Here is a 25385-nt window from a genome sequence, read left to right on the forward strand (position 1 = left end):
TTTTCCATGCGCCTTTTTTGGCCTAGCAGAGAAACTTCATTGCGAGAGGATGGGGTGGCGCTTAGGTGGCGCATCCCACTGGAAACGGCGCCCCGGCACGCGGGCGCAGACAAGGATGACCCGGATGGCGACAGCCGCCCCGAACGACCCCGGCCTGCCGCAGGACGGCCTGCCCGACACCCCCGAAAGCGTCGTCGTACGCTTTGCCGGAGACTCCGGCGACGGGATGCAGCTCACCGGCGGGCAGTTCACGCTGTCGACCGCGCTGGCGGGGAACGACCTGGCGACCTTCCCCGATTTCCCGGCCGAGATCCGCGCGCCGCAGGGCACGTTGTTCGGCGTCTCGGCGTTCCAGATCAATTTCGGCAGCCGCGAAATCAACACTGCGGGCGATGCGCCCGATGTGCTGGTGGCGATGAACCCCGCCGCGCTCAAGGTGAACCTTGCCGCATTGAAGCCCGGCGGGCTGATCATCGCCGACACCGGAGCCTTCACCAAGCGCAACCTCGAAAAGGCGAAGTATGCCGCCAACCCGCTCGAGGACGGCAGCCTCGGCAAGTTCGACGTGCTCGCCTTCGATATCAGCGAGAAGACGATCGAGGCGGTCAAGCCCTACGGCCTCGGCAACAAGGATGCGCTGCGGTCGAAGAACATGTGGACGCTGGGCCTTGCGCTGTGGATGTTCGATCGTCCGCGCGACCCGATCCACGACTGGCTGAAGAGCAAGTTCAAGTCCAAGCCCGAGATTGCCGATGCCAATATCGCGGCGCTCGACGCGGGGCATGCCTATGGCGAAACGGCCGAACTCGCGGGGCCGCTGAAGCAGGTCCATATCGATCCGGTTCCGTCCGAGCCCGGCCTCTATCGCACCGTCACCGGTGCCGAAGCGGTCAGCCTGGGGCTGGTCGCCGGCGCGCAGCTGGCCGAACTGCCGATGTTCTTCGGCGGTTATCCGATCACGCCGGCCTCCGCGATCCTGCACCACCTCGCGCGGCTCAAGGAATACGACGTCACCACCTTCCAGGCGGAAGACGAGATCGCTGCGGTCTGCGCCGCAATCGGCGCCAGCTATGCGGGCAGCCTCGGCGTGACCAGTTCGTCGGGTCCGGGGATCGCGCTCAAGACCGAAGCGATCGGGCTGGGCATCATGACCGAACTGCCGCTGGTGATCGTCAATTCGCAGCGCGGCGGCCCTTCGACCGGCCTGCCGACCAAGACCGAGCAGAGCGATCTCTACCAAGCGGTCTACGGCCGCAACGGCGACGCGCCGATGCCGGTGATCGCCGCCAGCAGCCCGTCGGACGCGTTCGATGTCGCCATCGAGGCCTGCCGCATCGCGGTCCAGTACATGACCCCGGTCATGCTGCTGACCGATGGTTATATCGCCAATGCCGCCGAGCCGTGGAAGGTGCCCGACCCGGCCAGCTACACGCCGTTCCCGGCGAGTTTCCTGACCGAGAAGAACGCGCAGGACGATGACGGCGAGGGTGTCTTCCTGCCCTACAAGCGCGATGACAAGGGCGCGCGCCCGTGGGTCAAGCCGGGTACGCCGGGGCTGATGCACCGCATTGGCGGGATCGAGAAGCACGAACTGACGGGCAATATCGACTATTCGCCCGACAACCACCAGCGGATGACCGACCTGCGCAAGGGCAAGGTAGAGGGCATCGCGGTGCCCGATCAGGAGGTCTGCCTCGGCAACACGTCGGGCAAGCTCGCCGTGGTCGGCTGGGGGTCGACCTATGGCCCGATCCATCGCGCGGTCGACAATGCGCGCCGCAAGGGACTCGATGTCAGCCACATCCATGTCCGCCACATCTGGCCGATGCCCGCCAATCTCGGCGAATTGCTGCACGGCTTCGAGCATGTGCTGGTGCCCGAGATGAACACCGGCCAGTTCAAGACCGTGCTGCGCGACCAGTTCCTCGTCGATGCAACGCCGCTGACCAAGATCAGCGGCCAACCGTTCCAGATCGCCGAACTGGAAGAGGCGATCGGCAAGTATTTCGACGGCGTCGAAGGCAATGAGGGCGGGCAGGTGCTCGTCAATGACGACCAGTTGCCTCATCTCGAGGCGGGGCACGACGATGGCTCGTTGAACGACACAGCCTCGCCGCAATCGCAGGAGCACGGCTCGTGAACGCACCAGTGAAAATCGAAACCACGCTCAAGGATTGGGAAACCGACCAGGAGGTCCGCTGGTGCCCGGGTTGCGGAGACTACGCGATCCTCAAGGCTGTGCAGCGCACGCTCCCGCAATTGGGCGCGGACCCGGCCAACACCGTGTTCATTTCGGGCATCGGCTGCTCGAGCCGGTTCCCCTATTATGTCGAAAGCTACGGCTTCCACACGATCCACGGCCGCGCGCCCGCCTTCGCCACGGGTGCGAAGCTGGCCAACCCCGATCTCGATATCTGGCTGGTGACCGGCGACGGCGACGGATTGTCGATCGGCGGCAACCACCTGATGCATGTTCTGCGCCGCAACGTGAACATGCAGATCATGCTGTTCAACAACGAGATCTACGGCCTCACCAAGGGTCAGGCCTCGCCCACCAGCCGCGAGGGCACCAAGTCGCCCTCGACCCCGATCGGCAGCTACGACCATCCCGCACGCCCCGCCGCTTTCGCGCTGGGTGCGGGCGCGCGCTTTGTCGGCCGCGGGTTCGACGTGTCAAAGCACCTGCCCGACGTGCTCAAGGCCGCGCATGCCCACCAGGGTGCCGCCTTCATCGAGATATTCCAGAACTGCATCGTCTACAACAAGGACGTGTTCAACGATTTCGCCGCCCCCAAGGGCGCGGAAGACCAGCAGCTGTGGCTGGAGAACGGCAAACCCATGCTGTTCGCCAAGGAAAGCAAGGGCATCGCGCTCAATCGCGACACGCTGAGCCTCGAGGTCGTCGATGTGGTCGATGGCGACTGGGAAGCCGCGGGCGTGATCGTCCATGACGTGACCAATCGCTCGATCGCGCACATGCTGGTCGAGATGCCCTTCGGTCCGTTCCCGATGGCGCTGGGGGTGCTTTACGACGATCCCAAGCCGACCTTCGAGGCTGCCGCGCTGGCAGAAAAGGCCGCGGCAAGCGAAGGCAAGGAAGCCAATCTCGCCAAGCTGCTCGGCAAGGGGCAGACCTGGACCGTCGACGGCACCGCGCAGGATCCTGTGTAGGCAGTTCTCACACGAAGCCACGAAGGCACGAAGAGGTCGAGCATTTGGAACTCGAGTTGATAGCCAGGACCGTTGTCGATTGTGGTTATCACCTGCATCGAGACACCGGTCCCGGCATGCTGGAGTCGGTCTACGAGATACTGCTCGCCGAGAGCGTTCGATCTGCCGGATTGAGTTGCCAAAGGCAGGTGCCGGTCCCGATCAAATTCAGGGGCGTTGTCGTCGATAACGCCTTCAAGATCGATCTGTTGGTCGAGAACTGCCTGGTGATAGAGCTCAAGTCGACTGAGCGCGTAGCGCCGGTGCATGCCAAACAGGTGCTTACCTACCTTAAACTTATGGACCTGCCGTTGGGTTTTGTCATGAATTTCGGCCAGTCGACTTTCAAGACCGGCCTCCAGCGCGTCGCCAACGACTACTACGGAAAGATCGGATGAGCGCCGTCGCCTTCGTGACTTCGTGGCTTCGTGTGAGATAGCAACATGGATAATCTCACGCACAGCCTCGTCGGGGCGCTGATCGGGCAGGCGGGGCTCAAGCGGAAGACCGGGCTCGCCATGCCCGCGCTGATCGTGGGGGCGAACCTACCCGATGTCGATGCAGCCTGCCTGTTCTGGCTCGAGGGGGTCGGGCATCTCGGTTTCCGCCGCGGGATCACGCATGGTCCGCCGGCGTTAGTGCTGCTGCCGCTGCTGCTCGCAGGCGTGCTGTGGGGCTGGGACCGCTGGCAGGTTCGGCGTGGCTCGCGGCCCCAGGGGCGGCTGCCGGTTAGCTTCAAATGGCTCTACGCGCTCGCGCTGCTCGGCTGTCTGACGCATCCCGCGCTCGACTGGCTCAATGTCTACGGTATCCGCCTGCTCGAACCGTTCTCCAGCCAGTGGTTCTACGGCGATACGCTGTTCATCATCGACATCTGGCTGTGGCTCTTGATGGGTTTTGCAACCTGGTTTTCGCTGCGCCGGGAGAAGCGGGGCGGGGACGGGAGGAAGCCTGCGCATTGGGCGCTGACGCTGGGCGCGCTTTACATCGCGGGGCAGGGCATGATCACCGGTGCGGCGGAGCGCGGTGTTACCGAGAGCCCGACCGGAACCGCTGTGGTCATCGCCAGCCCGCCGCCGCTCATGTCGTGGAAGCGCGACATCATCACCGGCGGCAACGGGCTGTATACGATGAATGCGGACACGACCTTTCCCGGTGTGCCGCTCGACCGTTGCGATCTCGACGCGGTGCGCGCGGCCGATAGCCAGGTCGATGCTTTCCTGTTCTGGGCACGCACTCCCTATGTCGTACCGCAAGAGGACGGCAGTTTGCTGTTGCAGGATGCGCGCTTCTCCGACCCGCGCGCCGCGGGCCGGTTCAGTGTCGCCATACCTGCCCGCGCCTGCCCGCAGGTCCGCACGGAACCCACGTCCGGACCCGGCGGTTAGGTTGGCATGAGTTCACCGCAGATAGTCTGGCTGCGGCGCGATTTGCGCATGGCCGACCAGCCCGCCCTTTATGCCGCGGCCCAGGGCGGCCCCGTCATCCCCGTCTATGTGTTCGATCAGGACCGTGCGGGCGATCATGCCGATGGTGGAGCGTCGAAGGTCTGGCTGCATCATTCGCTTGAAAGCCTCGGCAGGAGCTATGGTGCGCGCAATTCGCGGATCGTGCTGCGCCGCGGCGACGCCCCGCAAGTGCTTGCCGCGCTGGCCGACGAAACCGGCGCCACCTGCATCCACGCCATGCGGCATTACGAGCCGTGGTGGAAGGAGGCCGAAGACGAGCTTCGTGACGCCTTGGGCGAGGACACGAAATTGTGCCTCTATGATGGCAACTACCTGCTGCCGCCCGGCTCGGTCACGACAGGGTCGGGCGATCCGTACAAGATCTACACGCCGTTCTCGAAAGCGATGCTCGAACGGATGCCGCCGCGCGATCCGCTGCCCGAACCCGAGACGATCCATTCGCCCGACAGCTGGCCCGAAAGCGACGAACTGGCCGAGTGGGACCTGCTTCCGACCAAGCCCGACTGGGCCGGGGGCATCCGCGACTTCTGGGACTTCGGCGAGGACGCCGCGCATGAACGGCTCGAATGGTGGAGCGATGTGGTCGCCGAGTACGACGAGGGGCGCAACTTGCCGTCCGAGGACATCACCTCGCGCCTGTCCCCGCATCTGCACTGGGGCGAAATCAGCCCCGCGCAGGTCTGGCACAAGCTGAAGGACAAGCGCTCGGACGGCTGGAAGACCTACGCCAAGGAAGTGATCTGGCGCGATTACGCGCAGAACGTGATCGACCAGTTCCCCGATTATCCCACGCAAAGCTACCGCGATTATGACGAGCGCACGTTGTGGCGGAACCCCAATGCGGGGCATCTGATCGCGCAGGACCTCGAATGCTGGCAGAAGGGCATGACCGGCTATCCCATTGTCGATGCCGGCATGCGCCAGCTGTGGCAGACCGGCTGGATGCACAACCGCGTAAGGATGATCTGCGCCAGCTTTCTGGTGAAGCATCTGCTGATCGACTGGCGCTTCGGCGAGCAGTGGTACTGGGACTGCCTGGTGGATGCCGATTACGGCAACAACGGCGTCAATTGGCAATGGATCAGCGGCACCGGGGTCGACAGCAATATGTTCGTGCGGATCATGGCGCCGCTCACGCAGAGCGAGAAGTTCGACGCAGCGGCCTATATCCGCGAGTACGTGCCCGAACTGGCCGATCTCGACGATGCCTGTATCCACGATCCGCCCGACGAGCGGCGCGGCGATTATCCGGTCAAGATGATCGGCCACAAGGAAGCTCGCGAGCGCGCGCTCGAAGCCTACCGATCTTCCAAGGACTGAGGACTCGCGGCAAGCGGCACGCGGGAAGCGCATCGCTTGTCGGCGCGCGACCTGCACGGCATAGCGGGGCAATGACCATGCCGACCACCCCGCGCGGCCGCGACCTGATCGAGGGCTCGTTCAATTTTGCCCGCCGCCCGGGTATGCTTGCCCGGCTGGTGGCGCCAGGCTTCGGCAAGATTCTCGACCGCATCGATAAGGCGCTGATCAGCGGCAGCATCGCCGCCACCTTGCCCGATGGCAGCCGCCGCGAACTGGGCGGGCGCGCGCCGGGCTTCGACTGCACGGTGGAATTGCGCAGCTGGAACGCGCTGGTCAGGCTGGCCAGCAACGGTTCGGTCGGCTGGTACCAGGCCTGGGTCGCGGGCGAGTGGTGGAGCCCCGATCCGGTGCCGCTGTTCGCTCTGTTCATGCAGCATGCCGCGCGACTGGGCGATACGGCGCGCGCGAAGGGGCCGTTCCGCCACGCGCTCCGCCTCGCGCACCTGGTCAACCGAAACACGCCTTCCGGCGCGCGCAAGAACATCGCCGCGCATTACGACCTGGGCAACGATTTCTATGCCGCTTGGCTCGACCCGACGATGAGCTACTCCTCGGCGCTTGCGGTGGGCGAGGACGGGCTCGAGGCAGCCCAGCGGCGCAAGTGGGCAAGTCTGTCCCAACGCATCGGTGATGCGGGCAGCGTGCTCGAGATCGGTTGCGGATGGGGTGCGCTGGCCGCAGAACTTGCCGCGCAGGTCCGCAGCGTCACCGCGATCAGCCTTTCCGAGGAACAGCTCGACTGGGCGCGCGCGCGTCATCCCGGTGTGGATTTCCGCAAGCAGGACTATCGTGACACGGCCGGCACCTTCGATGCGATCGTCAGCGTCGAGATGGTCGAGGCGCTGGGTCGCGAGTACTGGCCGACCTTCATGGACTGCGTCGCGCGGAACCTGACGCCGGGCGGGCGTGCGGCGATCCAGTTCATTGCCATGCGCGACGACCTGTTCGATGCTTATGCGCAGAGCGCCGATTTCATCCAGGCCTATGTCTTCCCCGGCGGGCTGCTGATCCGCACCAGCGAGTTTCGCACGCTGGCCGAGGAGCGCGGCCTCGCCTGGACCGACCAGCGCGACTTCGGTGCCGACTATGCGGGGACGCTGCTTGAATGGCGGCGCAATTTCGATAAGGCCGCCGCAGAGGGGCGGCTGCCGACAGGTTTCGACAGCGAATTCTGCGACTTGTGGCGCTATTACCTGATGTATTGCGAGGGCGGTTTCCGCGGTGGCGGGATCGACGTCCACCAGGTCACGCTGGTGAAAGAGGGAGAGAAATGATGCGACAGATCAAGCGGGTCCTGTGGGCCACGACCACCGCACTGGCACTGGCCGGCTGCACGAGCGCCTATGGCAGCGCGGACAGCGTCCCTGTGCCTGCGCCAGCTCCAGCGGCGGCAGTGCCAGCGGTCACGCAATCGATGCCAGCGGACATGGCCAGCCTCGATCCGTCGGATTCGATCCTGTTCTGGAGCGACGAGCGCCGTTCGGCGGCGTTCCGCGCGATGGAGGACAGCTTCCCCGGGCTTGAGGTCGCGCCCGCTGCCGATCCGCGTGTGCTGCCACGCGCGAGCGAAATGCTGCCCGGCACCATCCAGCGCGAAATCCGCGCCTATATGGACGAGACCAATGCTGCGGGCGTCATGGTGCTGAAGGACGGCAAGGTGATCGCCGAGCATTACGGGCTCGGCTTCGGGCCCGAAGGACGCTGGACGAGCTTCTCGGTCGCCAAGAGCTTCACTTCCACGCTGCTGGGCGCCGCCATTGCCGATGGCGCCATCGCCAGCGTCGATACGCCGGTGACCGATATCATCCCCGCACTCGCAGGCACCGCCTATGACGGCGTCAGCGTCGGCCAGATCGCCAGCATGACTTCGGGCGTGGCGTGGAACGAGGATTACACCGACCCGGACAGCGACGTGGCCAAGATGCTCGCGGTGGCGCCGGTGGCGGGAGAATCGCAGGCTGTGACCTATGCGCGGACGCTGGAGCGCGAAGCCCCGGCGGGTGAGAAATGGGTCTACAAGACGCTCGAAACCAACCTGCTCGGGCTGATCGTCGAACAGGCGACGGGCCAGTCGCTCGCCGCCTATGCCGCAGAGAAGATCGTCAACCCGGCCGGCTTCGCAGGCGGGATGTTCTGGATGCAGGATCTAACTGGCGGAAACATCGGCGGCTGCTGCCTGTCGCTGCGCCTGTCGGATTACGCGCGGATGGGGCAGTTCGCACTCGAGGGCGGTGACGGGGTGGTCCCCGAAGGCTGGTTCGCCAAGGCTGGCTCGCCACTGGTTAATTTCGGACCGCAGGCACCCGGCTTCGGCTATGGCTACCAATGGTGGACCTATCCCGGCGAGATGTACGGCGCGCAGGGCATTTTCGGCCAAGCGATCACCATCGTTCCGGAAGAGAACCTGGTGGTGGCCGTGGTGAGCAATTGGAAGACCGCGACCAGCGCCCCGGCGCGCGACGGTTTCCGCGCCTTGGTCGGGTCGATCCGCGAGGCGGCGGCAGATTGATGTGGCGCCTGGGTGGCGGGCTTTCAGGGCGCGCCGCCCCTACGCGCTGCGCAGTGCTTCGTCGCTCCCGAAGCGAGTGATGATGCTGTCGAAGACGATCGGGCTGAGCAGTTCGCTGAACGCGCAGCCGACCAAGCACTTCTCCCACCAGACGACTTGCGCCTGAAGCGATTCGAGGCCCGGCAACGTCAGCCAGCACAATTGCCCTTCATGCATGCGGTTGAGCGCCGCGGCGGAAAAGCCCGACACCGACAGGTCGTGGATCACGGTCTGGAATGCACGGCCCCCGCTGGCGCGTAGCTGCGCGGGGATCGTCAGTTTCGCGCGCGGACCGCTACGGTCCTCCTGCGCGGCCAGCGAATAGCTGTCCTGTTGCTGAATCATGCGGCGCCCTCTTTTCGATCCCAAAGCCGCGCGGGGATGCGCGGGCGAGCGGGGAGTATCCCCGATCAGCCTTTCCGGAACCTTGGCAGGCGTGGTTAACTCAGCCGTCGACGCGCTCGCGATGGCAGCCATCGAAATCGTTAACGAGCAGTTCGACCAGCCGGTCGGCGACCACTGCGGGATCTTTTACCGTCTTCGGGTCTTCGCCGGGATAGGCCTTGGCGCGCATGTCGGTGCGCGTGGCGCCCGGGTCGATCACTGCGACGCGGACCTTGGAGACTTTCTCGACCTCCTGCGCGTAGCTTTCGAGCAAATTGTCGAACGCCGCCTTGGTCGCACCATAGGCCGACCAGTAGGCCCGCGGAGCTGCGCCGACGCTGCTGGTCAGCCCGATAACGCGGCCCGCTTCGGCGCGCTTGAGCAGCGGATCGAAATTGGCGATCAGCGCATGCGTGGCGAGGAAGTTGACCGTCAGCGCCTGGCTGAGCTGCTTGCCGTCGATCTGCGTGACCGGCGTCAGCGCGGGCAGGTAGGCGCCCGCGATCACCAGCGCGTCGAGCTTGTCCCAGCGCCCGCCGATCGCCGAGGCCAACCGCGCGATCCCGTCGCTTTCGGCGAGGTCGACCGGGGCGATGGTGGAGGCGCCGCCGGCTTCGTGGATGGCGTCTTCGACCGCTTCGAGCGCGCGGACGTCGCGCGCGGTCAGCACCACATGCGCACCGGCAGCGGCAAGCGCCTTCGCCGTCGCGGCGCCTATGCCCTTGCTGGCTCCGGTGACCAGAGCGAGGCGGTTGTCGAGCGGTTTCGTCATCAGGCGACCTGTTCGGAAGGGAAGGCGAGCTGCTGCTGCTTGTCGTCGCGCCGCGCGAGATCGGTCAGTGAGGTGGGATAGTCACCCGTAAAGCAGGCATCGCAGAACTTGGGGCAGGCGGCATCGCGCGGCTTTTCGCCGACCGCGCGATAGAGCCCGTCGATCGACACGAAGGCGAGGCTGTCCGCCTTGATGAATTCGCGCATCGGCTCGACATCCATCCGCGCGGCGAGCAGCTTGCTGCGTTCGGGCGTGTCGACACCGTAGAAGCAACTGTGCGCGGTGGGCGGGCTGGCGACGCGGAAATGCACTTCGGTCGCGCCCGCATCGCGCATCATCTCGACGATTTGCAGGCTGGTGGTCCCGCGCACGATGCTGTCGTCGATAAGCACGATCCGCTTGCCTTCGACCAGCGCGCGGTTGGCATTGTGCTTGCGCTTCACGCCCGAGTGGCGCGCGCCGTCGCTGGGCTGGATGAAGGTGCGTCCGACATAGTGCGAACGGATGATGCCCAGTTCGAAGGGGATACCCGATTCCTGCGCATAGCCGATCGCGGCGGGCACGCCGCTGTCGGGCACGGGCACCACCAGATCGGCCTCGATCGGCGTTTCGCGCGCCAGTTCGGCACCGATCGCCTTGCGCGCCTCGTAGATGCTGCGTCCGTCGAACACCGAATCGGGGCGGCTGAAATAGACATGCTCGAAGATGCACGGACGCGCGGAATGGTTGCCGAAGGGATGGAGCGAATCGACATTGCCGTCGAAATCGACCTTGATCACTTCACCCGGTTCGACCTGGCGGACGAACTCGGCACCGACCACGTCGAAAGCGACGGTTTCGGAGGCGAACAGCGTCGCATCGCCGACCCGGCCCATCTGCAGCGGGCGGATGCCCAACGGATCGCGGCAGGCGATCATGCCTTCGGGCGTCATGACGATCAGCGCATAGGCACCTTCGAGAAGGCGCAGCGCATCGATCAGCCGGTCCATGATGGTGGGATAGCGGCTGGTGGCAACGAGGTGAATGATCACCTCGGTGTCGCTGGTCGACTGGAAGATCGAGCCGCGGCGGACGAGATCCTCGCGCAGCATTCCCGCATTGGAAATGTTGCCGTTATGCGCGACCGCGAAACCGCCGCTGGCGAGATCAGCATAGAGCGGCTGGATGTTGCGCAGCCCCGACCCGCCGGTGGTCGAATAGCGGACATGGCCTGCCGCCATCATGCCGGGCAATTCGGCGATCGCTTCCTGCGAAGAGAAATTCTCGGCCACATGGCCGAGCCCGCGACGGGTGAAGAATTCGGTCCCATCGAAGCTGGTGATGCCGGCGGCTTCCTGCCCACGGTGTTGCAGCGCGTGCAGGCCGAGCGCGGTGGCCGCGGCAGCATCGGTGGCATTGACGGCGCCGAACACGCCGCACTCTTCGCGCAGCTTGTCGCCATCCTCGTCGAGAAACGGGTGGGTGAGGTTCATCGAATGGCCTGTCCGCGGCGGCTGATCGGGATGCGCGCCCAATGGCGTTGTTACGCTCTGATTACAAGGGCAGTGCGACCAAACCCACGCTGCCGCGCACGATTTCATTGCGCAGCAAGGTGCCTCTGCCTAAACGCGTCGCTTCCCGCAGGCAAAGACAAGGGCTGCCTTGATCCTCTCTCCCTTCGAATGGACGATCGCCAAACGCTACCTGCTTCCGGGCAAGGGCGAGGCTTTCATCGCCCTCGTTGCCAGCATCTCCATCGGCGTGGTGATGCTGTCGGTGGCGATGCTGATCGTGGTGATGAGCGTGATGAACGGCTTTCGCGCCGAACTGCTAGACAAGATCACCGGGTTGAACGGGCACGCTATCGTCCAGGCTTATGGCGGCCGGATGGACGATTGGGAAAACATCCTCGAGGAAGTGCGTGCAACGCCGGGGGTGGTCGACGCGAGCCCCTTGATTGAACAGCCGCTGTTGGGCAGCTTCAACGGCCGTGTCGAAGCCATTCTCATACGTGGTAATATTCAGGAAGACCTCGACGATCTCGCTACGAAGGCGATCAGCGGCGACTTCGCCCAGCTGCTGCCCGGTGCAAGCAAGGTCGCCATCGGGGTGCGCCTCGCCGAAAATATTGGCGCCCGCGTTGGTGACACGATCACTGTAATCAATCCGCAGGGACGTTCGACCCCATTCGGCACCATGCCGCGGCAGATCGGTTACGAAGTCGCCGCGATCTTCGAGGTCGGCGTCTACGATTACGACGGCGCGTTCGTGGTGATGCCAATGCAGGACGCGCAGACCCTCATGCTGATCGGCGATGCGGTGAGCATGATTGAGGTTACGGTAAATGATCCCGACGAGGTCGGCGAAATTCTCGCACCCGTGCAGCGTGCGGTGCAGGGGCGGGCAGTCGTCAACGATTGGAAAACGATAAACTCAGCCTTGTTCGACGCCCTTCAGGTCGAGCGCGCGGCGATGGCGTTTGCGCTCAGCTTCATGGTGCTGGTGGCAGCGTTCAACATCCTCTCCAGCCTCGTGATGCTGGTACGGGCCAAGACGCGCGACATCGCGATCATGCGGACGATGGGCGCGACGCGGCAGAGCCTGATGAAGATTTTCGTCACCACCGGCTTCACCGTGGGCGCGATCGGGACGGTGATCGGGCTTGCGCTGGGTTTCGCGATCCTCGCCGGGCGGCAGCAGATCGTCCAGGCGATCGGCGCGCTGACCGGGCAGGACTTGTGGGATCCGCAATACCGCTTCCTCACCACCATTCCTTCGAAGGTCGACGGCGGCGAGGTGACCATGATCGCGCTGCTCGCACTGGGCCTCAGCTTCCTCGCCACGCTCTACCCGGCGTGGAAGGCGGCGAACACCGATCCCGTGCAGGTGCTGCGTTATGAATGATCTGGGCGTCAAACCGGTGGTCGAGCTCAAGGCGCTCACCCGCAGCTTCGAACAGGGCGGCGAGCGGATCGACGTGCTGCGCGGGGTCGATCTGGCGATCCGCCCGGGCGAGATCGTTGCGCTGCTTGGCCCTTCGGGTTCGGGCAAATCCACGCTGCTGCAGGCGGTCGGGCTGCTCGAGGGCGGCTTCGGCGGCGAGATCGTGATTGCGGGCCATTCGGCGGAGAAGTCGAACTCGCGCGCGCGCACCGCATTGCGCCGTGACCATCTGGGTTTCGTCTATCAGTTCCATCACCTGCTGCCCGATTTCGACGCGCTGGAAAATGTCGTGTTGCCGCAACTTGTCGCCGGCACCCCGCGCGCCGAAGCCGAGGCGCGGGCGCAGGAACTGCTGGTCGCGCTTGGGCTGGGGCACCGGCTCGACCATCGCCCGAGCCAGCTGTCGGGGGGCGAGCAACAGCGTGTCGCCGTCGCCCGCGGCCTGGCGAACAAGCCCGATCTCGTGCTCGCCGACGAACCCACCGGCAATCTCGACGAGGTGACCTCGGACCGGGTGCTGGCCGAGTTCCTCTCGCTGGTGCGTGGCGAGGGCAGCGCGGCGCTGATCGCAACGCATAACGAGCGGCTGGCGCAGAAGATGGATCGCGTTGTGCGGTTGCACGAAGGCCTGCTCGCCTGACGGACCCCGAATGCGGTTCAGTCGTTGGTCGGGCAAAGGAGATTTTGCATGACCGACCATCCCAGCACCTTCCGCGCCGACGATACCCACCACGAAGGCATCGCGTGGGACGATCGCGCCAGCCTGCACCGCGTGGATGACGGCGATGGCGTGCTCGATGGGGCCAAGGGCCTGCGCAGCGGCACTTTCGCCGAGATGATCCGCCACATGATGCTGCTGCCGGAGAACGAACGCGCTGCCTATTGCATCGAGAAGGCAGGTGACCGCGAATACCACGCCGCCGAAGTCGCCCAACTGGCCGCACTACCCGATTTCCCGCACGCCTGAGACCGGGCGGTAACGCCATCAAGGGTCTTGACCGCGGCCAGCTGACGGAATGGAGGAAAGCGGGCTGCGCACGGCTTGGCGAATCCCCGCGCGCTGCGCATATTGCGCAGCATGCCTTACAAGCCCTTCGTCCCCTTTCGTATCCTTTCCGCCTATACGATGCTCGAGGGCGCGATCGATCCGAAGGCGATGGCCAAGCTTGCCAAGGAGCGCGGTTTTCCCGCGATCGCGATCGCCGACCGCAACGGGCTGTATGGCGCAGTCATGTTCGCCAATGCCTGCAAGGCGGAAGGCGTGCAGCCGATCATCGGTACGCTGCTGGGTGTCGCGCGCGACAGCGAGGGCAAGCAGGTCGATTACCTCCCGCTCTATGCGCAGGACGAGGCGGGTTACGACAATCTTTGCCACCTCGTTTCGAAGGCGCATCTCGAACGGCCGCTTGAATATGATCCGCATGTCGGGATGGACGATCTCGCCGGATATACCGACGGGCTGATCGCATTCACCGGGGCAAGCGAGGGCGCGGTCACGCGGCTTCTGGCGGAAGGCCAGCAAAGCCATGCCGAAGCCGCGCTCGACCGGTTGCAGGCGCTGTTCCCCGAACGGCTCTACATCGAACTCGCGCGGCGCGGGAACGCGGTCGAGGAACGCGCCGAAGCAGCGTTGGTCGATCTCGCCTATGCACGCGACCTTCCGCTGGTCGCCACCAATCCCGCCAATTTCGCGGAGCCGCACATGCACAAGGCGCATGATGCGATGTTGTGCATTGCCGGTTCGACGCATGTCGATGCGGAGGAGCGCGCCAAGTCGAACCCCGAAAGTTACGTCAAGACCTACCACATGATGGAGGAGGCCTTCGACGACCTGCCCGAAGCGGTCGAGAACACGCTCGTCGTGGCGCAGCGCTGTGCCTATGCGCCACCCTATCGCAAGCCGATCCTGCCCAGCCTCGCGGGCGACCTCGAGGGCGAGGCGCGCGCGCTGGAAGAAGACGCGCGCAAGGGATTGGAAGCCCGGCTCGAACCTTATGGCGAGATGAGCGACGAGCAGCGCAAGGTCTATTTCGACCGGCTGCAATTCGAAGTCGACATCATCAACCAGATGGGATTTCCCGGCTACTTCCTGATCGTTGCCGACTTCATCAAATGGGCCAAGGACCACGACATTCCCGTGGGCCCGGGGCGTGGTTCAGGCGCGGGCAGCCTCGTCGCCTGGGCGCTGACGATCACCGATCTCGATCCGATCCAGCTGGGCCTGCTGTTCGAACGCTTCCTCAATCCCGAACGCGTGTCGATGCCCGACTTCGATATCGACTTTTGCGAAACCCGCCGCGGCGAGGTGATCCGTTACGTCCAGCAGAAATACGGGCACGACCACGTCGCGCAGATCATCACCTTCGGCAAGCTCAAGGCGCGCGCGGTGCTGCGCGATACGGGGCGCATCCTGCAAATGAGCTACGGCCATGTCGACCGGCTGTGCAAGATGGTGCCCAACCACCCGACCGACCCGTGGACGCTGCCGCGCGCGCTTAATGGCGCGGCCGATTTCAAGGCCGAATACGACAACGACAACGAGGTGAAGCGGCTCGTCGACCTGGCGATGCAACTCGAAGGCTTTCCGCGCAACAGTTCGACCCACGCGGCGGGCGTGGTGATCGGTGATCGCCCGCTGGCCAAGTTGGTGCCTCTCTACCGCGATCCGCGCTCGGACATGCCGGTGACGCAGTACGACATGAAGAATGTCGAGAGCTCGGGGCTGGTCAAGTTCGACTTCCTCGGCCTGAAGACGCTGTCGGTGCTCAAGAAGGCGGTCGACCTGCTCAAGCGGCGCGAGATCGACATCGACCTGTCGCAATTGCCGCTCGACGATCCCAAGGTCTACGAACTCATGAAGGCGGGCAACACGGTGGGCGTGTTCCAGCTGGAATCCGAAGGCATGCGGCGCACGCTGACCGCGGTGAAGCCGACCAATTTCGGCGACATCATCGCGCTTGTCTCGCTCTACCGTCCGGGCCCGATGGACAACATCCCCCTGTTCGGCAAGCGCAAGGCGGGCGAGGTCGAAATCGAGTACCCCCATGCCAAGCTCGAAGGCATATTGGCCGAGACCTACGGCATCTTCGTCTACCAGGAACAGGTCATGCAGGCGGCGCAGATCCTCGCGGGCTATTCGCTCGGCGACGCCGATTTGCTGCGCCGTGCGATGGGCAAGAAGGTCCAGGCGGAGATGGACATCCAGCGCGAGCGTTTCGTGGCGGGGTGCAAGGAGGTCAGCGGGATCGAGAAGGCCGAGGCGAACGCGCTGTTCGATTTGATCGACAAGTTCGCCGGATATGGCTTCAACAAGTCACACGCCGCCGCCTATGCGCTGCTCGCCTATCAGACCGCCTGGCTCAAGGCGCATTACCCGGAAGAATTCTACGCCGCCTCGATGTGCTTCGACATGCACCAGTCCGAAAAGCTGGCAATCTTCGTCGACGATGCGCGGCGTGGCGGGATCACGGTGCTGCCGCCCGCGCTCAATTACTCGGAAGCCGAATATACGGTCGAGCAGACCGACGACGGCTATGCCGTGCGCTATGCCCTTGCGGGCATCCGCAATGTCGGCGAGCGCGCGATGGAGGCAATCGTCGAGGAACGCGAGGCGGCGGGCCGGTTCGAAAGCCTCAAGGACCTGTTCGAACGGCTGCCCAAGGGATCGATGAATTCGCGCCAGCTCGAGGCACTGATCAGCGCGGGCGCGCTCGACGAATTCGAAGCCAACCGCGCCAAGCTGATGGCCAATGCGGACATGCTGCTGGCGGTAGCGGATGCGGCCGAGCGCGAACGCTCGAGCGGGCAGGCGGGCCTGTTCGGCGGCGAGGACGCAGCGGTCGAGGACGATCTGCGATTGAAGGACGCGGAAGACTGGTCGCTCAGCGAGGCACGCGCTCGCGAGAAGGAGAACATGGGCTTTTCCTTCAAGCAGCATGCGACCGCCGCCTATCGCGAGATCGCCAGCGCGCAGGGCGCGCGGTCGCACGCCTCGCTGATGTCCGGCGGCGTGCCCGGTGGCGGGCGCATGGGGGCGGTGATGGCGGTGCAGGTCGAAGGCGCCAGCAAGGGCACGACCAAGCGCGGCAAGCCCTTCATCCGTGCCGATTTCTCCGACGCCTCGGGCCAGTTCAGCGCCGCCTGTTTCGAAGAGGGGCTGGTCGAGAAGTTCCTCGAATGGGCCAGGAACGGGACCTGTGTGAAGCTCGATGTCGAGCTCGACAGCCCCAGCCCCGACGAACCGCCGCGGATCACGGTGCGCGGGGCGGTCCCACTCGACGCGGTGCGCGGGAGCATGGCGATGCTGCTGACGCTCGAGGTCGAGAGCGTCGAGGCCATGGCGCAGCTGGCGCTGGCACTGGGCGAAGGTGGCGAGGGTGGCGACGAAGCGGTCGCCACCTTGTTGACCGGCGATGCCGCCGCGCCCGTCATGCGATTGGGGCGAACATTTTCTATCGACGGGGAGCTTGCCGAACGCTTGGCAAGCGTGCCCGGGCTTGCCAAGGTGCAGCTGACCGCGCGGCGGGGCAAGGCGAACCTGCGCCTCGTCGCCTGAGTACACGGTCGTTGCACGCCCGCACGGCGTGGCCATCCAGCGCCCACAGTCGCCTGCTGGCGGCGAATGGGCTCTGGATCGCTGCGTCGCCATCGGCGCCCTGCAATGACCATAAAACGGAGAGGAATACATATGTCGCTTGGCGCGATGCAGGACTGGAGCATGCGGATCTCGCATGTGATCGACCACGCAGCCCGGGAAGCCCCGAACCGTGAAATCGTCACCCGCTGGGCGGATGGCAGCGAGACCCGCACCGACTGGGCGGGCGTGCGCCGGGACGCGAAGAAGATGAGCCAGGCGCTGCAGGCGCTGGGCCTCGGCAAGGGCGACAAGGTTGCCAGCCTCGCCATGAACCACGCGCGCCATCTCGTTAGCTGGTTCGGCGTCGCGGGGATGGGCGGCGTGCTGCACACCTGCAATCCGCGCCTGTTCGAAGACCAGCTCGAATACATCGTCAATCACGCCGAGGATAAGGTGATGATCTACGATGCGGCGTTCCAGCCGATCGTCGACAAGATGCGCGACAAATGGCCCACGGTCGAACATTACATCTGCTTCGACAGCGGCGAGCACGCGACCAGCTTCGAAGACTGGATCGGCGAGCAGGACGGCGATTTCGAATGGGTCGATGGCGACGAGCGCGATCCCTGCATGATCTGCTATACCAGCGGCACCACGGGCAATCCAAAGGGCGTGCAGTACGAGCACCGCTCGACGCTGCTGCATGCGCTGGCCGGACTGCAGCCGTCGACCTTCAACTTTACCGCGTCCTCGGTGATGCTCCCGGTGGTGCCGATGTTCCACGCGGCCAGCTGGGGCCTGCCCTACGCCGGCGCGATGGCAGGGATCAAATTCGTCTTCAGCGCGGTCAACGATCCCGCGGTGCTCGACGAAGTGATGAAGACCGAAGGCGTGACCGATTCAGCGGGTGTGCCGACGGTATGGCTGGCGCATTTCCAGTATTGCGACGCCAATGATCTCGAGCTGCCCAAGCTGCGCGCCGCGACCATCGGCGGGTCGGCCGCGCCGCGCTTCATGATCGAGCGGCTGATGAAAAACGGCACGCGCGTCCAGCACGCCTGGGGCATGACCGAGACCTCGCCGATCGGCACGGTCGGCGGGCCGACGGGCGACTGGGAACAGCTCACCTTCGACCAAAAGGTCGAGAAGACGATGAAGCAGGGCCGCCCGATTTTCGGCGTGGAACTGCGCACGGTCGATCTCGACGATCCGAGCAAGGTCCTCCCGCGCGACGGCGAAAGCTCGGGCGCGTTGCACATCCGCGGGCCCTGGGTGGTGAAGCGCTATTTCAAGGCGGAGGAAGACGCGATCGACGCCGAGGGCTGGTTCAACACCGGCGACGTGGCGATCCTGCACCCCGACGGCACGATGCAGATCACCGACCGCACCAAGGACGTGATCAAGTCGGGCGGCGAATGGATCAGCTCGGTCGAACTCGAGAACGCCGCGGTGGGCCATCCAGCGGTCGCCGAAGCTGCCGCCATCGGGATGATGCATCCCAAGTGGGACGAGCGCCCGGTGCTGTTCGTGGTCAAGCAGGCGGGCAAGGACGTCACCGCGGAAGAGGTGATCAACTTCCTGTCCGACAAGGTCGCCAAGTGGTGGCTGCCCGATGCGGTCGAGTTCGTCGACGACATCCCGCACACCGCCACCGGCAAGATCAGCAAGAAGGATTTGCGCGACCGGTTCAGCGACTACCAGCTGGAAATCTGACCATGGCGAGCAGCTATATCGATCCGAGCCCCGCGAATTTCCAGGCGTTCAAGGACTTGCCCCGTGACGAGCCGATCCACATGCTCAACCTGCTTGAGTATCGCGAGCAGGCGGAGTATCCGCAGGGCCACGAGCACGCCGGCAAGGGCTGGAGCGGGTGCCGTGCCTACGAGGAATATGGCAAGACCAGCGGTCCGATCTTTCGCCGCGTTGGCGGCACGATCGTCTGGCGCGGGAGCTTCCAGACCATGGTGACCGGTCCCGACGCCAAGCGCTGGCATGACGGTTTCGTCGCGCAATACCCCAATGCCGGCGCCTTCTTCGAAATGATCAAGGACCCCGAATACCAGCAGGCGGTGGTCAACCGCACGGCCGCGCTGGTCGACAGCCGCTTGATGCGCTTCGAACCCGGTGAAGCGGGCGAGGGGTTCTAGCCTCCCCAATACGGGGAGGATATCATAACAACCGCATCTGTCCGCCTATCGCAGGGGGCCTGAATTGCGTGCAATCCAGCTCGAACTTCGCCTTGGCCAGCCCGGCGCGCTTGCAGGCGAGCCGGAAACGCGCGCGGAAGAGGTCGGCCCATACGCCGGTGGGTTTCATGCGTGTGTGAAAGTCGGGATCGTTGTCCTTCCCGTCGCGGATCGAGCGGACGATTGCCATCACCTTGTCGCCGCGTTCGGGATAATGGACCGAGAGCCATTCGCGGAACAGCGGGGCGACCTCGTGCGGCAGCCGCAGGGGTATCCAGCCCACGCTGTCGACCCCGAGCGCGGCGGCGCGCTGGACAATCTCTTCCATGAATTCGTCGGTGATCGCGGGAATGATCGGCGATACCGAGCAATGCGTCGGCACGCCTGCCTCGGCCAGTTTCCCCAATGCCTGCAGTCGTTTGGCGGGGGCCGCTGCGCGCGGCTCGAGCTTGCCCGACAGTCTAGGGTCGAGCGAGGTAACCGAGATCGCCACCGCCACCAGCCGCCGCTCGGCCAGTTCGGCCAGCAGGTCGAGATCGGCGAGCACGCGATCGGACTTGGTGGTGATCGTCACCGGGTGGCGCGCGTCGAGGCAGACCTCCAGCACCTGCCGCGTGATGCGGTAGCGCGCCTCGATCGGCTGGTAGGGATCGGTATTCGTCCCCATCGCCAGTGGACGCGGGCGGTATTTGGGCTTGGCCAGCGTGGCGCGCAGCAGCTCTGCCGCATTGGGCTTGGCGAACAGGCGCGTTTCGAAATCAAGCCCGGGCGAGAGATCGTGATAGGCATGCGTGGGCCGCGCGAAGCAATAGACGCAGCCATGCTCGCAGCCGCGATAGGCGTTGACCGAACGGTCGAAGGGCACGTCGGGCGACTGGTTGAAGCTGAGGATGGTGCGCGGAAATTCCTCGGTCACCTCGGTGCGCAGCTTTACGGGCGGGCCTTCATCGTGTGAGACCAATTGCTCCATGTAATCGCGCCAGTCGCCGTCCTCCTCGCGCGTGGCGAGGCCGAAACGCGTAGGCACCGCCGCGCCCTGTGCGCCGCGTCCCGATATGGCAGGGGCGAGTCGTCGTTCCATGCATGAGAACATACATGGAACATTGACGCGTGAACAGCGTCTAGCGTTCGCGCAGCCGCGGCATAAGTTCGACGAAATTGCAGGGGCGGAAGCCGCTGTCGAGCTGGTGGAGGAGGATCTTGTCCCACCCGTCCTTCACCGCACCGTTCGAACCGGGCAGGGCGAAGATGTAGGTGCCGCGTGCGAGCACGGCGCAGGCGCGGCTCTGGATCGTGCTGACCCCGATCGTCTCGTAGCTGAGCCAGCGGAACAGTTCGCCGAAGCCGGGAATGTCCTTGTCCTTTACGCGGTCGAGCGCTTCGGGCGTGACGTCGCGCCCGGTCAGCCCCGTGCCGCCCGTGGTGATCACGCAATCGACCGTCTCATCGTCGATCCAGCGATGCAGATGCGCGGCGATCTCGTTCTTGCTGTCGCGACTGATTTCGCGCGCGGCGAGTTCATGGCCAGCATCGGCGATCCGCGCGGCGAGGATGTCACCCGAGCTGTCGTCGGCCAGCGTGCGCGTGTCGGAGACAGTCAGCAGCGCGATCCGGACGGGCTGGAAGCGGAGATTCTGGTCGATCGGCATCAGCGCACCTTGGGGAATAGCGGCCAGTCGTTCTCGGCGAGGTCGATCCGGCTGGGCGCGGGGGCATCGGCCTGCCGCAAATACATCCAGTAATTGCGCATCACCACCGCGACATAGCCGCGCGTTTCCCAATAAGGGATGCTTTCCATGTAGAGCAGCGGGTCGCCGTCGTCGCGGATCTCGCTTTCCCAGCGCCCTACGGGCGACGGGCCGGCATTGTAGGCGGCCATGATCTTGGGCAGGCGACCCTGCGTGTAGCCTGCGGTCGACAGCGATTCCAGCGTGCGCTGCCCGAAAGCGAGATTGACCGCGGGGTCCTTGAGATCGGCATTGCTGCTCATGTTGATCGAGGCAGCATATTCGCGCTGCGTGATCGGCATGATCTGCATCAGGCCGATGGCGCCAGCGGGGCTGACCACGCGTTCGCGGAAATTCGATTCCTGCAGCGCATGCGCAAAGGCCAGAGCCGGATCGACCCGCCAGCCGCCCACAGGCGTCCGGAAAGTGACGGGATAGCGCAGGCTGGGATGCGCTCCTTCTCCGCGCGGCGCATTGTAGGCCATGAAAGTCTGTGCACCCGTCAGCCCGAGTGCGCGCGCCAGCCGCGAAAGCGCGGCATAATCGTCGCTGTTGCCGTGACGGACCAGCCAGACCAGATCGTCCGCCGCCTCGTCGCGCCGCCCGATCTCGGCGAGCATCACCGCTTGCTGAACCGCTTCCTCATCGCGCAGCCGCCGCCAGTCGGCCTCGGTCAAATCGGGCTGCGCATGCGTTTCGGGCAGGTCGCGGCCCATCTGCTCATGCGCGAGCATGCCATAGAGCGTTTCGGGGAAACGCGCCGCGCCGCGCAATTGCTCGTCGGCCTTCTCGGGGAAGCGGCAGCGGATCAGCGCGCGGCCGGCCCAGTAATGCGCGGCAGCGGTAAGGTTGGGATTGGTCGATCCGGCGGCGCTGCGCTGGAAGGCTTCGGCCGCCTTGTCGCAATCCCCCAGCCGCCACGCCGCGAGCCCTGCGGCCCAGTCGCCCTCGGCAACCCATGGCCCGCTGCCATTGTCACGCGCGGTGTCCGCCAGCGCCCAGGCCTGCGCATCCTGGTTCTCGATGTAATAGCTCCACGCCACGCGATAGCGCCATTCGGCGCGCGCCTGCGGGCTGAGCGTGGCGTCGACCCCGTCGAGCAGCAGCCGCGCGCCGTCGGGATCGTCATTGGTGATCCGCTCGAGAATCGCCGAGCGGACGCTTTCGGGCATCGTCCCATCGGTAATCGTGCCCGGGCGAATGCGCTTGCTCGAGCTCGGCTGGCGCACGAGATCGCGCGCGCGTGGGAGGCTGGGCGGGTTCTCGAGGCCCCGGGTCTGGCCCAGCCGGACGATCGCTTCGGCTTGCGGCAGCCGCGAATAACGGGCCAGCCACGCCTCGATCCGGGGCAGTTCGATCCGCGGGCTTTGCGGATGGAGATAATAGGCCGCCAGCGCGGCGCCATGCAGCGGCCCGCTGTCGCGCGCGGCCAGCATGACTTCGACCCGGTCCCAGTTGCGCGCATCGACCGCCTCGAACAACGAGCCGTAATAGGCGCGGTCGTCGCTCGACAGCAGTTGGGGCAGCGCTGCGGCATGCGCGCGGGTGAAATATTCGACGCTATCCGCCTGCGCGGCGGCAGGGGTGGGAAGCAGAGCAGAGGCGCCGCCGGCAAGCAGGGCGACAGCAAGGGTGCGAAAGCTCATCGTGTCCAATCCAGCCAACGATTCCAGAAATTGGCGCGCCGTCCGGCCGAACGCGCCAGATTGTGCAGATCAGGGGCGGCGAGCAGCGGCACTTGTCGGCCCGCGCATTCGATTACCAGCGGCTCACGCGCGCGGTCGGCGGCGATGTCGAGCAGCGCGAGCGGTGCGCGGCCGAACATCAGCACGCGCTGCGGCGCGGCCAGCGCAATGTGATGCCGCGCGACATCGCCGAAGCCGGCGGCGCGCAGATCGTCCCAATCGGGCATCGCCATGGGCGTGGGCAGCGCGCTGGCGAGATAGGTTTCGTGTTCGGCGATCCCCATAGCCCGCAGGATCGCGGCAACGAAAGGCGCGGTCCCGCCGGTCAGCAAGCCATCGGTGTCGTCTGCGAAGGGCTGCGGCAACACGACCATGAGGCGCGCTTCGGCTACGCCGCGTGGCGGCACGCGCCGGTCGAGCGAACCATCCGCCAGCGCGGGTTCGGTCATCCACCATTCGCGAAATTTTTCGAGCGTGCCGGGAAGTGTCTCGCGGTCGAACCGGTTCTTGTCTTCGGCGGGCCGATCGAGTGCGCGCTGCAACGGCGTCTGGCGCTGGACCGGCGGGGGGGCAGGCGGTGGCGGGGCCGCTACGGAATTCTCGCTCTCGGGCTCGAGCAGCCAACCGCTCGGCTCGTCCGAGAAATCGGCGTCGACGCCGGCTTCGCGCCACCAGTCGAGCGCGCCCTCGAGGCTTTCCAGGGCGCTGAATTCGCGCGGGGACGGGGGTTCGGCGTGCATCATTCCTAGGTCGGCAGGTCTTGACCTCAATAGCGCCACCAATCAAGGCACACGCACAAGTTACGCGACGAAAAGAGAGAGACATGAGCGAACGCGAATCGATGCCCTGCGATGTCGTCATCATCGGCGGTGGCGTGGCAGGCCTGGCAGCCGCGATCCGGTTGAAGCAGATCAACGAGGACCTCGAGGTCGTCGTGCTCGAAAAAGGCAGCGAAATCGGCGCGCATATCCTTTCGGGTGCCGTGGTCGATCCGCGTGCGCTCGATGAATTGCTCCCCGAGTGGCGCGACATGGATTGCCCGATGGCAGAAACCCCGGTGACCGAGAACCACCACTGGGTGCTGTCGGAAACCGGCCAGTCGGACCTGCCCGAATTCCTGCTGCCCCCCTTCATGGGCAATCACGGCAATTACACCGGCTCGCTCGGCAATCTCGCCCGCTGGCTGGGTGAACAGGCCGAGGGTCTTGGCGTAATGGTCTTCCCCGGCTTCCCTGCGGCAGAGGTGCTGTTCGACGAGCAGGGCGCGGTCACCGGCGTGGTGACGCAGGACATGGGCATCGCCGAGGATGGCTCGCAGAAGGGCGATTACCAGCCGGGCATGGAGATCCACTCGAAATACACGCTCTTCGCCGAGGGGGCGCGCGGCAATCTGACCAAGAAGATGAAGGCGAAATACGACCTCGAGGCCGATTGCGAGCCGCAGGTTTACGGACTCGGCATCAAGGAACTGTGGGATATCGACCCCGCCAAGCACGAGCCCGGCCGCGTGATCCACACGCAGGGCTGGCCGCTGAGCGAGAGCGGCACCTGGGGCGGCGGCTTCCTCTACCACCAGGCGAATGGCCAGGTCGCGCTCGGCTTCGTCACCGCGCTCGATTACAAGAACCCCTATGTCTCGCCCTACCAGGAATTCCAGCGCTGGAAGCACCACCCGGCGATCGCGGCGATCCTCGAGGGCGGCAAGCGCGTCGCCTATGGCGGCCGCGTCATCAACGAGGGCGGCTGGCAGTCGGTCCCCAAGCTGGCCTTCCCTGGCGGCGCGCTGATCGGCTGCGCCGCGGGCTTCGTCAACGTCCCGCGGATCAAGGGTAGCCACACCGCGATGAAGAGCGGGATGCTGGCAGCCGAAAGCATCGCCGCGGCGATCGCCGGCGGTGCCGAGCACAGCGAGCTGATGGATTACGACGATGCGGTCCGGTCGAGCTGGATTGCCGAAGAGCTCAAGAAGGTGAAGAACGCGCAGCCCGCGGTGGCCAAGTGGGGCGAAGACCTCGGTACCGTGCTGGCGGGCATCGACATGTGGATGCGCACGCTTAAGATCGGCCTGCCGATCACGATGAAGCACCACCGCGACCACGAAATGCTGCAGCGCGCCGACCTGCACCAGAAGATCGCCTATCCCAAGCCCGACGGGAAGCTGAGCTTCGACAAGCTGACCAATGTCGCCTTCAGCTACACCAACCACGCCGAGGACCAGCCGGTTCATCTGAAGGTGTGCGACTGGGAACTGCAGAAGACCAGCGAGCTGGGCGAATATGACGGCCCGTCGAACCGCTATTGCCCCGCCGGCGTCTACGAATGGCTGGCGGATGAGGATACGGGCGAGATGAAGTTCCAGATCAATTCGCAGAACTGCATCCACTGCAAGACCTGCGACATCAAGGATCCGAACCAGAACATCGAATGGACCACGCCCGAAGGCGGCGGCGGCCCGAACTACCCGAATATGTGATCGCCGGCGTCGCTTGCTCTGCAATTGCGAGGAGCGAAGCGACGCGGCAATCCACGGTGCCGTCCTGGATT

Annotated in this window: 21 protein-coding genes; 14 read left to right on the plus strand and 7 right to left on the minus strand. The window is 65.1% G+C overall.

Annotated features, from left to right (window positions below; genetic code table 11):
- Positions 1-124: 124 nt before the first annotated feature.
- From FHS69_RS01790 to FHS69_RS01820, 7 genes are all read left to right on the plus strand, one after another.
- The gene (locus FHS69_RS01790) at positions 125-2140 is read left to right on the plus strand and encodes a 2-oxoacid:acceptor oxidoreductase subunit alpha (RefSeq protein WP_166776079.1); all 2016 of its coding nucleotides are present in this window, start codon (positions 125-127) and stop codon (positions 2138-2140) included.
- Entirely contained in the window at positions 2137-3171 is a 1035-nt protein-coding gene (locus tag FHS69_RS01795; RefSeq protein WP_067466290.1) for a 2-oxoacid:ferredoxin oxidoreductase subunit beta, read from the plus strand. The genes FHS69_RS01790 and FHS69_RS01795 overlap by 4 nt, the downstream gene beginning before the upstream one ends.
- A 56-nt stretch (positions 3172-3227) precedes the next feature.
- Positions 3228-3608: a GxxExxY protein gene (locus tag FHS69_RS01800; RefSeq protein WP_279588308.1), complete on the plus strand. Its 381-nt coding sequence runs from the start codon at positions 3228-3230 to the stop codon at positions 3606-3608.
- 45 nt (positions 3609-3653) lie between these two features.
- A complete protein-coding gene (locus FHS69_RS01805) occupies positions 3654-4598 on the plus strand; it encodes a metal-dependent hydrolase (RefSeq protein WP_166776083.1) in 945 nt (314 codons plus the stop codon).
- 6 nt (positions 4599-4604) lie between these two features.
- Positions 4605-5999 carry a cryptochrome/photolyase family protein gene (locus tag FHS69_RS01810; protein WP_166776085.1) on the plus strand — a complete coding sequence of 465 codons (1395 nt, stop codon included), beginning with the start codon at positions 4605-4607 and terminating at the stop codon, positions 5997-5999.
- A 71-nt stretch (positions 6000-6070) separates the two neighbouring features.
- Positions 6071-7315 (plus strand): SAM-dependent methyltransferase, encoded by a 1245-nt coding sequence (locus tag FHS69_RS01815; RefSeq protein ID WP_166776087.1) that lies wholly within the window; start codon positions 6071-6073, stop codon positions 7313-7315.
- On the plus strand, positions 7312-8550 hold the full coding sequence (locus FHS69_RS01820) for a serine hydrolase domain-containing protein (RefSeq protein ID WP_341801648.1): 1239 nt from the start codon (positions 7312-7314) through the stop codon (positions 8548-8550). The genes FHS69_RS01815 and FHS69_RS01820 overlap by 4 nt, the downstream gene beginning before the upstream one ends.
- A gap of 39 nt (positions 8551-8589) precedes the next feature.
- Here FHS69_RS01820 and FHS69_RS01825 read toward each other — a convergent pair whose 3' ends face one another.
- The 3 genes from FHS69_RS01825 to purF form a co-directional block, all read right to left on the minus strand.
- A complete protein-coding gene (locus tag FHS69_RS01825) occupies positions 8590-8934 on the minus strand; it encodes a PilZ domain-containing protein (protein WP_166776088.1) in 345 nt (114 codons plus the stop codon).
- A gap of 100 nt (positions 8935-9034) precedes the next feature.
- Positions 9035-9745, minus strand: a complete 711-nt coding sequence (locus FHS69_RS01830; protein ID WP_166776090.1) for an SDR family NAD(P)-dependent oxidoreductase — start codon at positions 9743-9745, stop codon at positions 9035-9037.
- Positions 9745-11217, minus strand: coding sequence for an amidophosphoribosyltransferase (gene purF, locus FHS69_RS01835; RefSeq protein WP_067466319.1), 1473 nt, complete (start codon positions 11215-11217; stop codon positions 9745-9747). Before purF ends, FHS69_RS01830 begins: the two co-directional genes overlap by 1 nt.
- Positions 11218-11386: 169 nt before the next feature.
- Here purF and FHS69_RS01840 point away from each other — a divergent pair, with 169 nt between their 5' ends.
- The 6 genes from FHS69_RS01840 to FHS69_RS01865 all read left to right on the plus strand — a co-directional run bounded on the left by FHS69_RS01840 (position 11387) and on the right by FHS69_RS01865 (position 19390).
- On the plus strand, positions 11387-12628 hold the full coding sequence (locus FHS69_RS01840) for a lipoprotein-releasing ABC transporter permease subunit (protein WP_166776092.1): 1242 nt from the start codon (positions 11387-11389) through the stop codon (positions 12626-12628).
- Positions 12621-13307: an ABC transporter ATP-binding protein gene (locus tag FHS69_RS01845; RefSeq protein ID WP_067466326.1), complete on the plus strand. Its 687-nt coding sequence runs from the start codon at positions 12621-12623 to the stop codon at positions 13305-13307. Before FHS69_RS01840 ends, FHS69_RS01845 begins: the two co-directional genes overlap by 8 nt.
- A gap of 48 nt (positions 13308-13355) precedes the next feature.
- Positions 13356-13634, plus strand: a complete 279-nt coding sequence (locus FHS69_RS01850) for a hypothetical protein (protein WP_166776094.1) — start codon at positions 13356-13358, stop codon at positions 13632-13634.
- A 111-nt stretch (positions 13635-13745) separates the two neighbouring features.
- Positions 13746-17222, plus strand: a complete 3477-nt coding sequence (dnaE, locus tag FHS69_RS01855) for a DNA polymerase III subunit alpha (protein ID WP_166776096.1) — start codon at positions 13746-13748, stop codon at positions 17220-17222.
- 132 nt (positions 17223-17354) lie between these two features.
- Positions 17355-18956 carry a long-chain fatty acid--CoA ligase gene (locus FHS69_RS01860; protein ID WP_166776098.1) on the plus strand — a complete coding sequence of 534 codons (1602 nt, stop codon included), beginning with the start codon at positions 17355-17357 and terminating at the stop codon, positions 18954-18956.
- 2 nt (positions 18957-18958) lie between these two features.
- A complete protein-coding gene (locus FHS69_RS01865; protein WP_166776100.1) occupies positions 18959-19390 on the plus strand; it encodes a DUF1330 domain-containing protein in 432 nt (143 codons plus the stop codon).
- 22 nt (positions 19391-19412) lie between these two features.
- Here the strand turns inward: FHS69_RS01865 and FHS69_RS01870 are convergent, their stop codons facing one another.
- Genes FHS69_RS01870 through FHS69_RS01885 form a run of 4 tightly spaced genes read right to left on the minus strand, consistent with a single transcriptional unit; the run spans position 19413 to position 23581 of the window.
- Entirely contained in the window at positions 19413-20510 is a 1098-nt protein-coding gene (locus FHS69_RS01870; protein ID WP_166776102.1) for a PA0069 family radical SAM protein, read from the minus strand.
- A 40-nt stretch (positions 20511-20550) separates the two neighbouring features.
- Positions 20551-21078 carry a molybdenum cofactor biosynthesis protein B gene (gene moaB, locus FHS69_RS01875; RefSeq protein WP_166776104.1) on the minus strand — a complete coding sequence of 176 codons (528 nt, stop codon included), beginning with the start codon at positions 21076-21078 and terminating at the stop codon, positions 20551-20553.
- A complete protein-coding gene (locus FHS69_RS01880) occupies positions 21078-22802 on the minus strand; it encodes a lytic transglycosylase domain-containing protein (RefSeq protein ID WP_166776106.1) in 1725 nt (574 codons plus the stop codon). Before FHS69_RS01880 ends, moaB begins: the two co-directional genes overlap by 1 nt.
- Positions 22799-23581: a uracil-DNA glycosylase family protein gene (locus FHS69_RS01885; RefSeq protein ID WP_166776108.1), complete on the minus strand. Its 783-nt coding sequence runs from the start codon at positions 23579-23581 to the stop codon at positions 22799-22801. The genes FHS69_RS01880 and FHS69_RS01885 overlap by 4 nt, the downstream gene beginning before the upstream one ends.
- 83 nt (positions 23582-23664) lie before the next feature.
- Here FHS69_RS01885 and FHS69_RS01890 point away from each other — a divergent pair, with 83 nt between their 5' ends.
- Complete coding sequence (locus FHS69_RS01890) at positions 23665-25314, plus strand: electron transfer flavoprotein-ubiquinone oxidoreductase (protein ID WP_166776110.1); 1650 nt, start codon at positions 23665-23667, stop codon at positions 25312-25314.
- Positions 25315-25385 lie beyond the last annotated feature (71 nt).

The organism is Qipengyuania flava, from assembly GCF_011762005.1.
In the GTDB taxonomy this organism is placed as follows: Bacteria; Pseudomonadota; Alphaproteobacteria; order Sphingomonadales; family Sphingomonadaceae; genus Qipengyuania; species Qipengyuania flava.

Coding starts and splice junctions, on each gene's coding strand:
- FHS69_RS01810 (WP_166776085.1), top strand. CDS start 4,605: ATGAGTTCACCGCAGATAGTCTGGCTGCGGCGCGATTTGCGCATGGCC.
- FHS69_RS01870 (WP_166776102.1), bottom strand. CDS start 20,510: ATGGAACGACGACTCGCCCCTGCCATATCGGGACGCGGCGCACAGGGC.
- FHS69_RS01845 (WP_067466326.1), top strand. CDS start 12,621: ATGAATGATCTGGGCGTCAAACCGGTGGTCGAGCTCAAGGCGCTCACC.
- FHS69_RS01830 (WP_166776090.1), bottom strand. CDS start 9,745: ATGACGAAACCGCTCGACAACCGCCTCGCTCTGGTCACCGGAGCCAGC.
- dnaE (WP_166776096.1), top strand. CDS start 13,746: ATGCCTTACAAGCCCTTCGTCCCCTTTCGTATCCTTTCCGCCTATACG.
- FHS69_RS01820 (WP_341801648.1), top strand. CDS start 7,312: ATGATGCGACAGATCAAGCGGGTCCTGTGGGCCACGACCACCGCACTG.
- FHS69_RS01825 (WP_166776088.1), bottom strand. CDS start 8,934: ATGATTCAGCAACAGGACAGCTATTCGCTGGCCGCGCAGGAGGACCGT.
- moaB (WP_166776104.1), bottom strand. CDS start 21,078: ATGCCGATCGACCAGAATCTCCGCTTCCAGCCCGTCCGGATCGCGCTG.
- FHS69_RS01865 (WP_166776100.1), top strand. CDS start 18,959: ATGGCGAGCAGCTATATCGATCCGAGCCCCGCGAATTTCCAGGCGTTC.
- FHS69_RS01790 (WP_166776079.1), top strand. CDS start 125: ATGGCGACAGCCGCCCCGAACGACCCCGGCCTGCCGCAGGACGGCCTG.
- FHS69_RS01885 (WP_166776108.1), bottom strand. CDS start 23,581: ATGCACGCCGAACCCCCGTCCCCGCGCGAATTCAGCGCCCTGGAAAGC.
- FHS69_RS01805 (WP_166776083.1), top strand. CDS start 3,654: ATGGATAATCTCACGCACAGCCTCGTCGGGGCGCTGATCGGGCAGGCG.
- FHS69_RS01890 (WP_166776110.1), top strand. CDS start 23,665: ATGAGCGAACGCGAATCGATGCCCTGCGATGTCGTCATCATCGGCGGT.
- FHS69_RS01815 (WP_166776087.1), top strand. CDS start 6,071: ATGACCATGCCGACCACCCCGCGCGGCCGCGACCTGATCGAGGGCTCG.
- purF (WP_067466319.1), bottom strand. CDS start 11,217: ATGAACCTCACCCACCCGTTTCTCGACGAGGATGGCGACAAGCTGCGC.
- FHS69_RS01850 (WP_166776094.1), top strand. CDS start 13,356: ATGACCGACCATCCCAGCACCTTCCGCGCCGACGATACCCACCACGAA.
- FHS69_RS01880 (WP_166776106.1), bottom strand. CDS start 22,802: ATGAGCTTTCGCACCCTTGCTGTCGCCCTGCTTGCCGGCGGCGCCTCT.
- FHS69_RS01860 (WP_166776098.1), top strand. CDS start 17,355: ATGTCGCTTGGCGCGATGCAGGACTGGAGCATGCGGATCTCGCATGTG.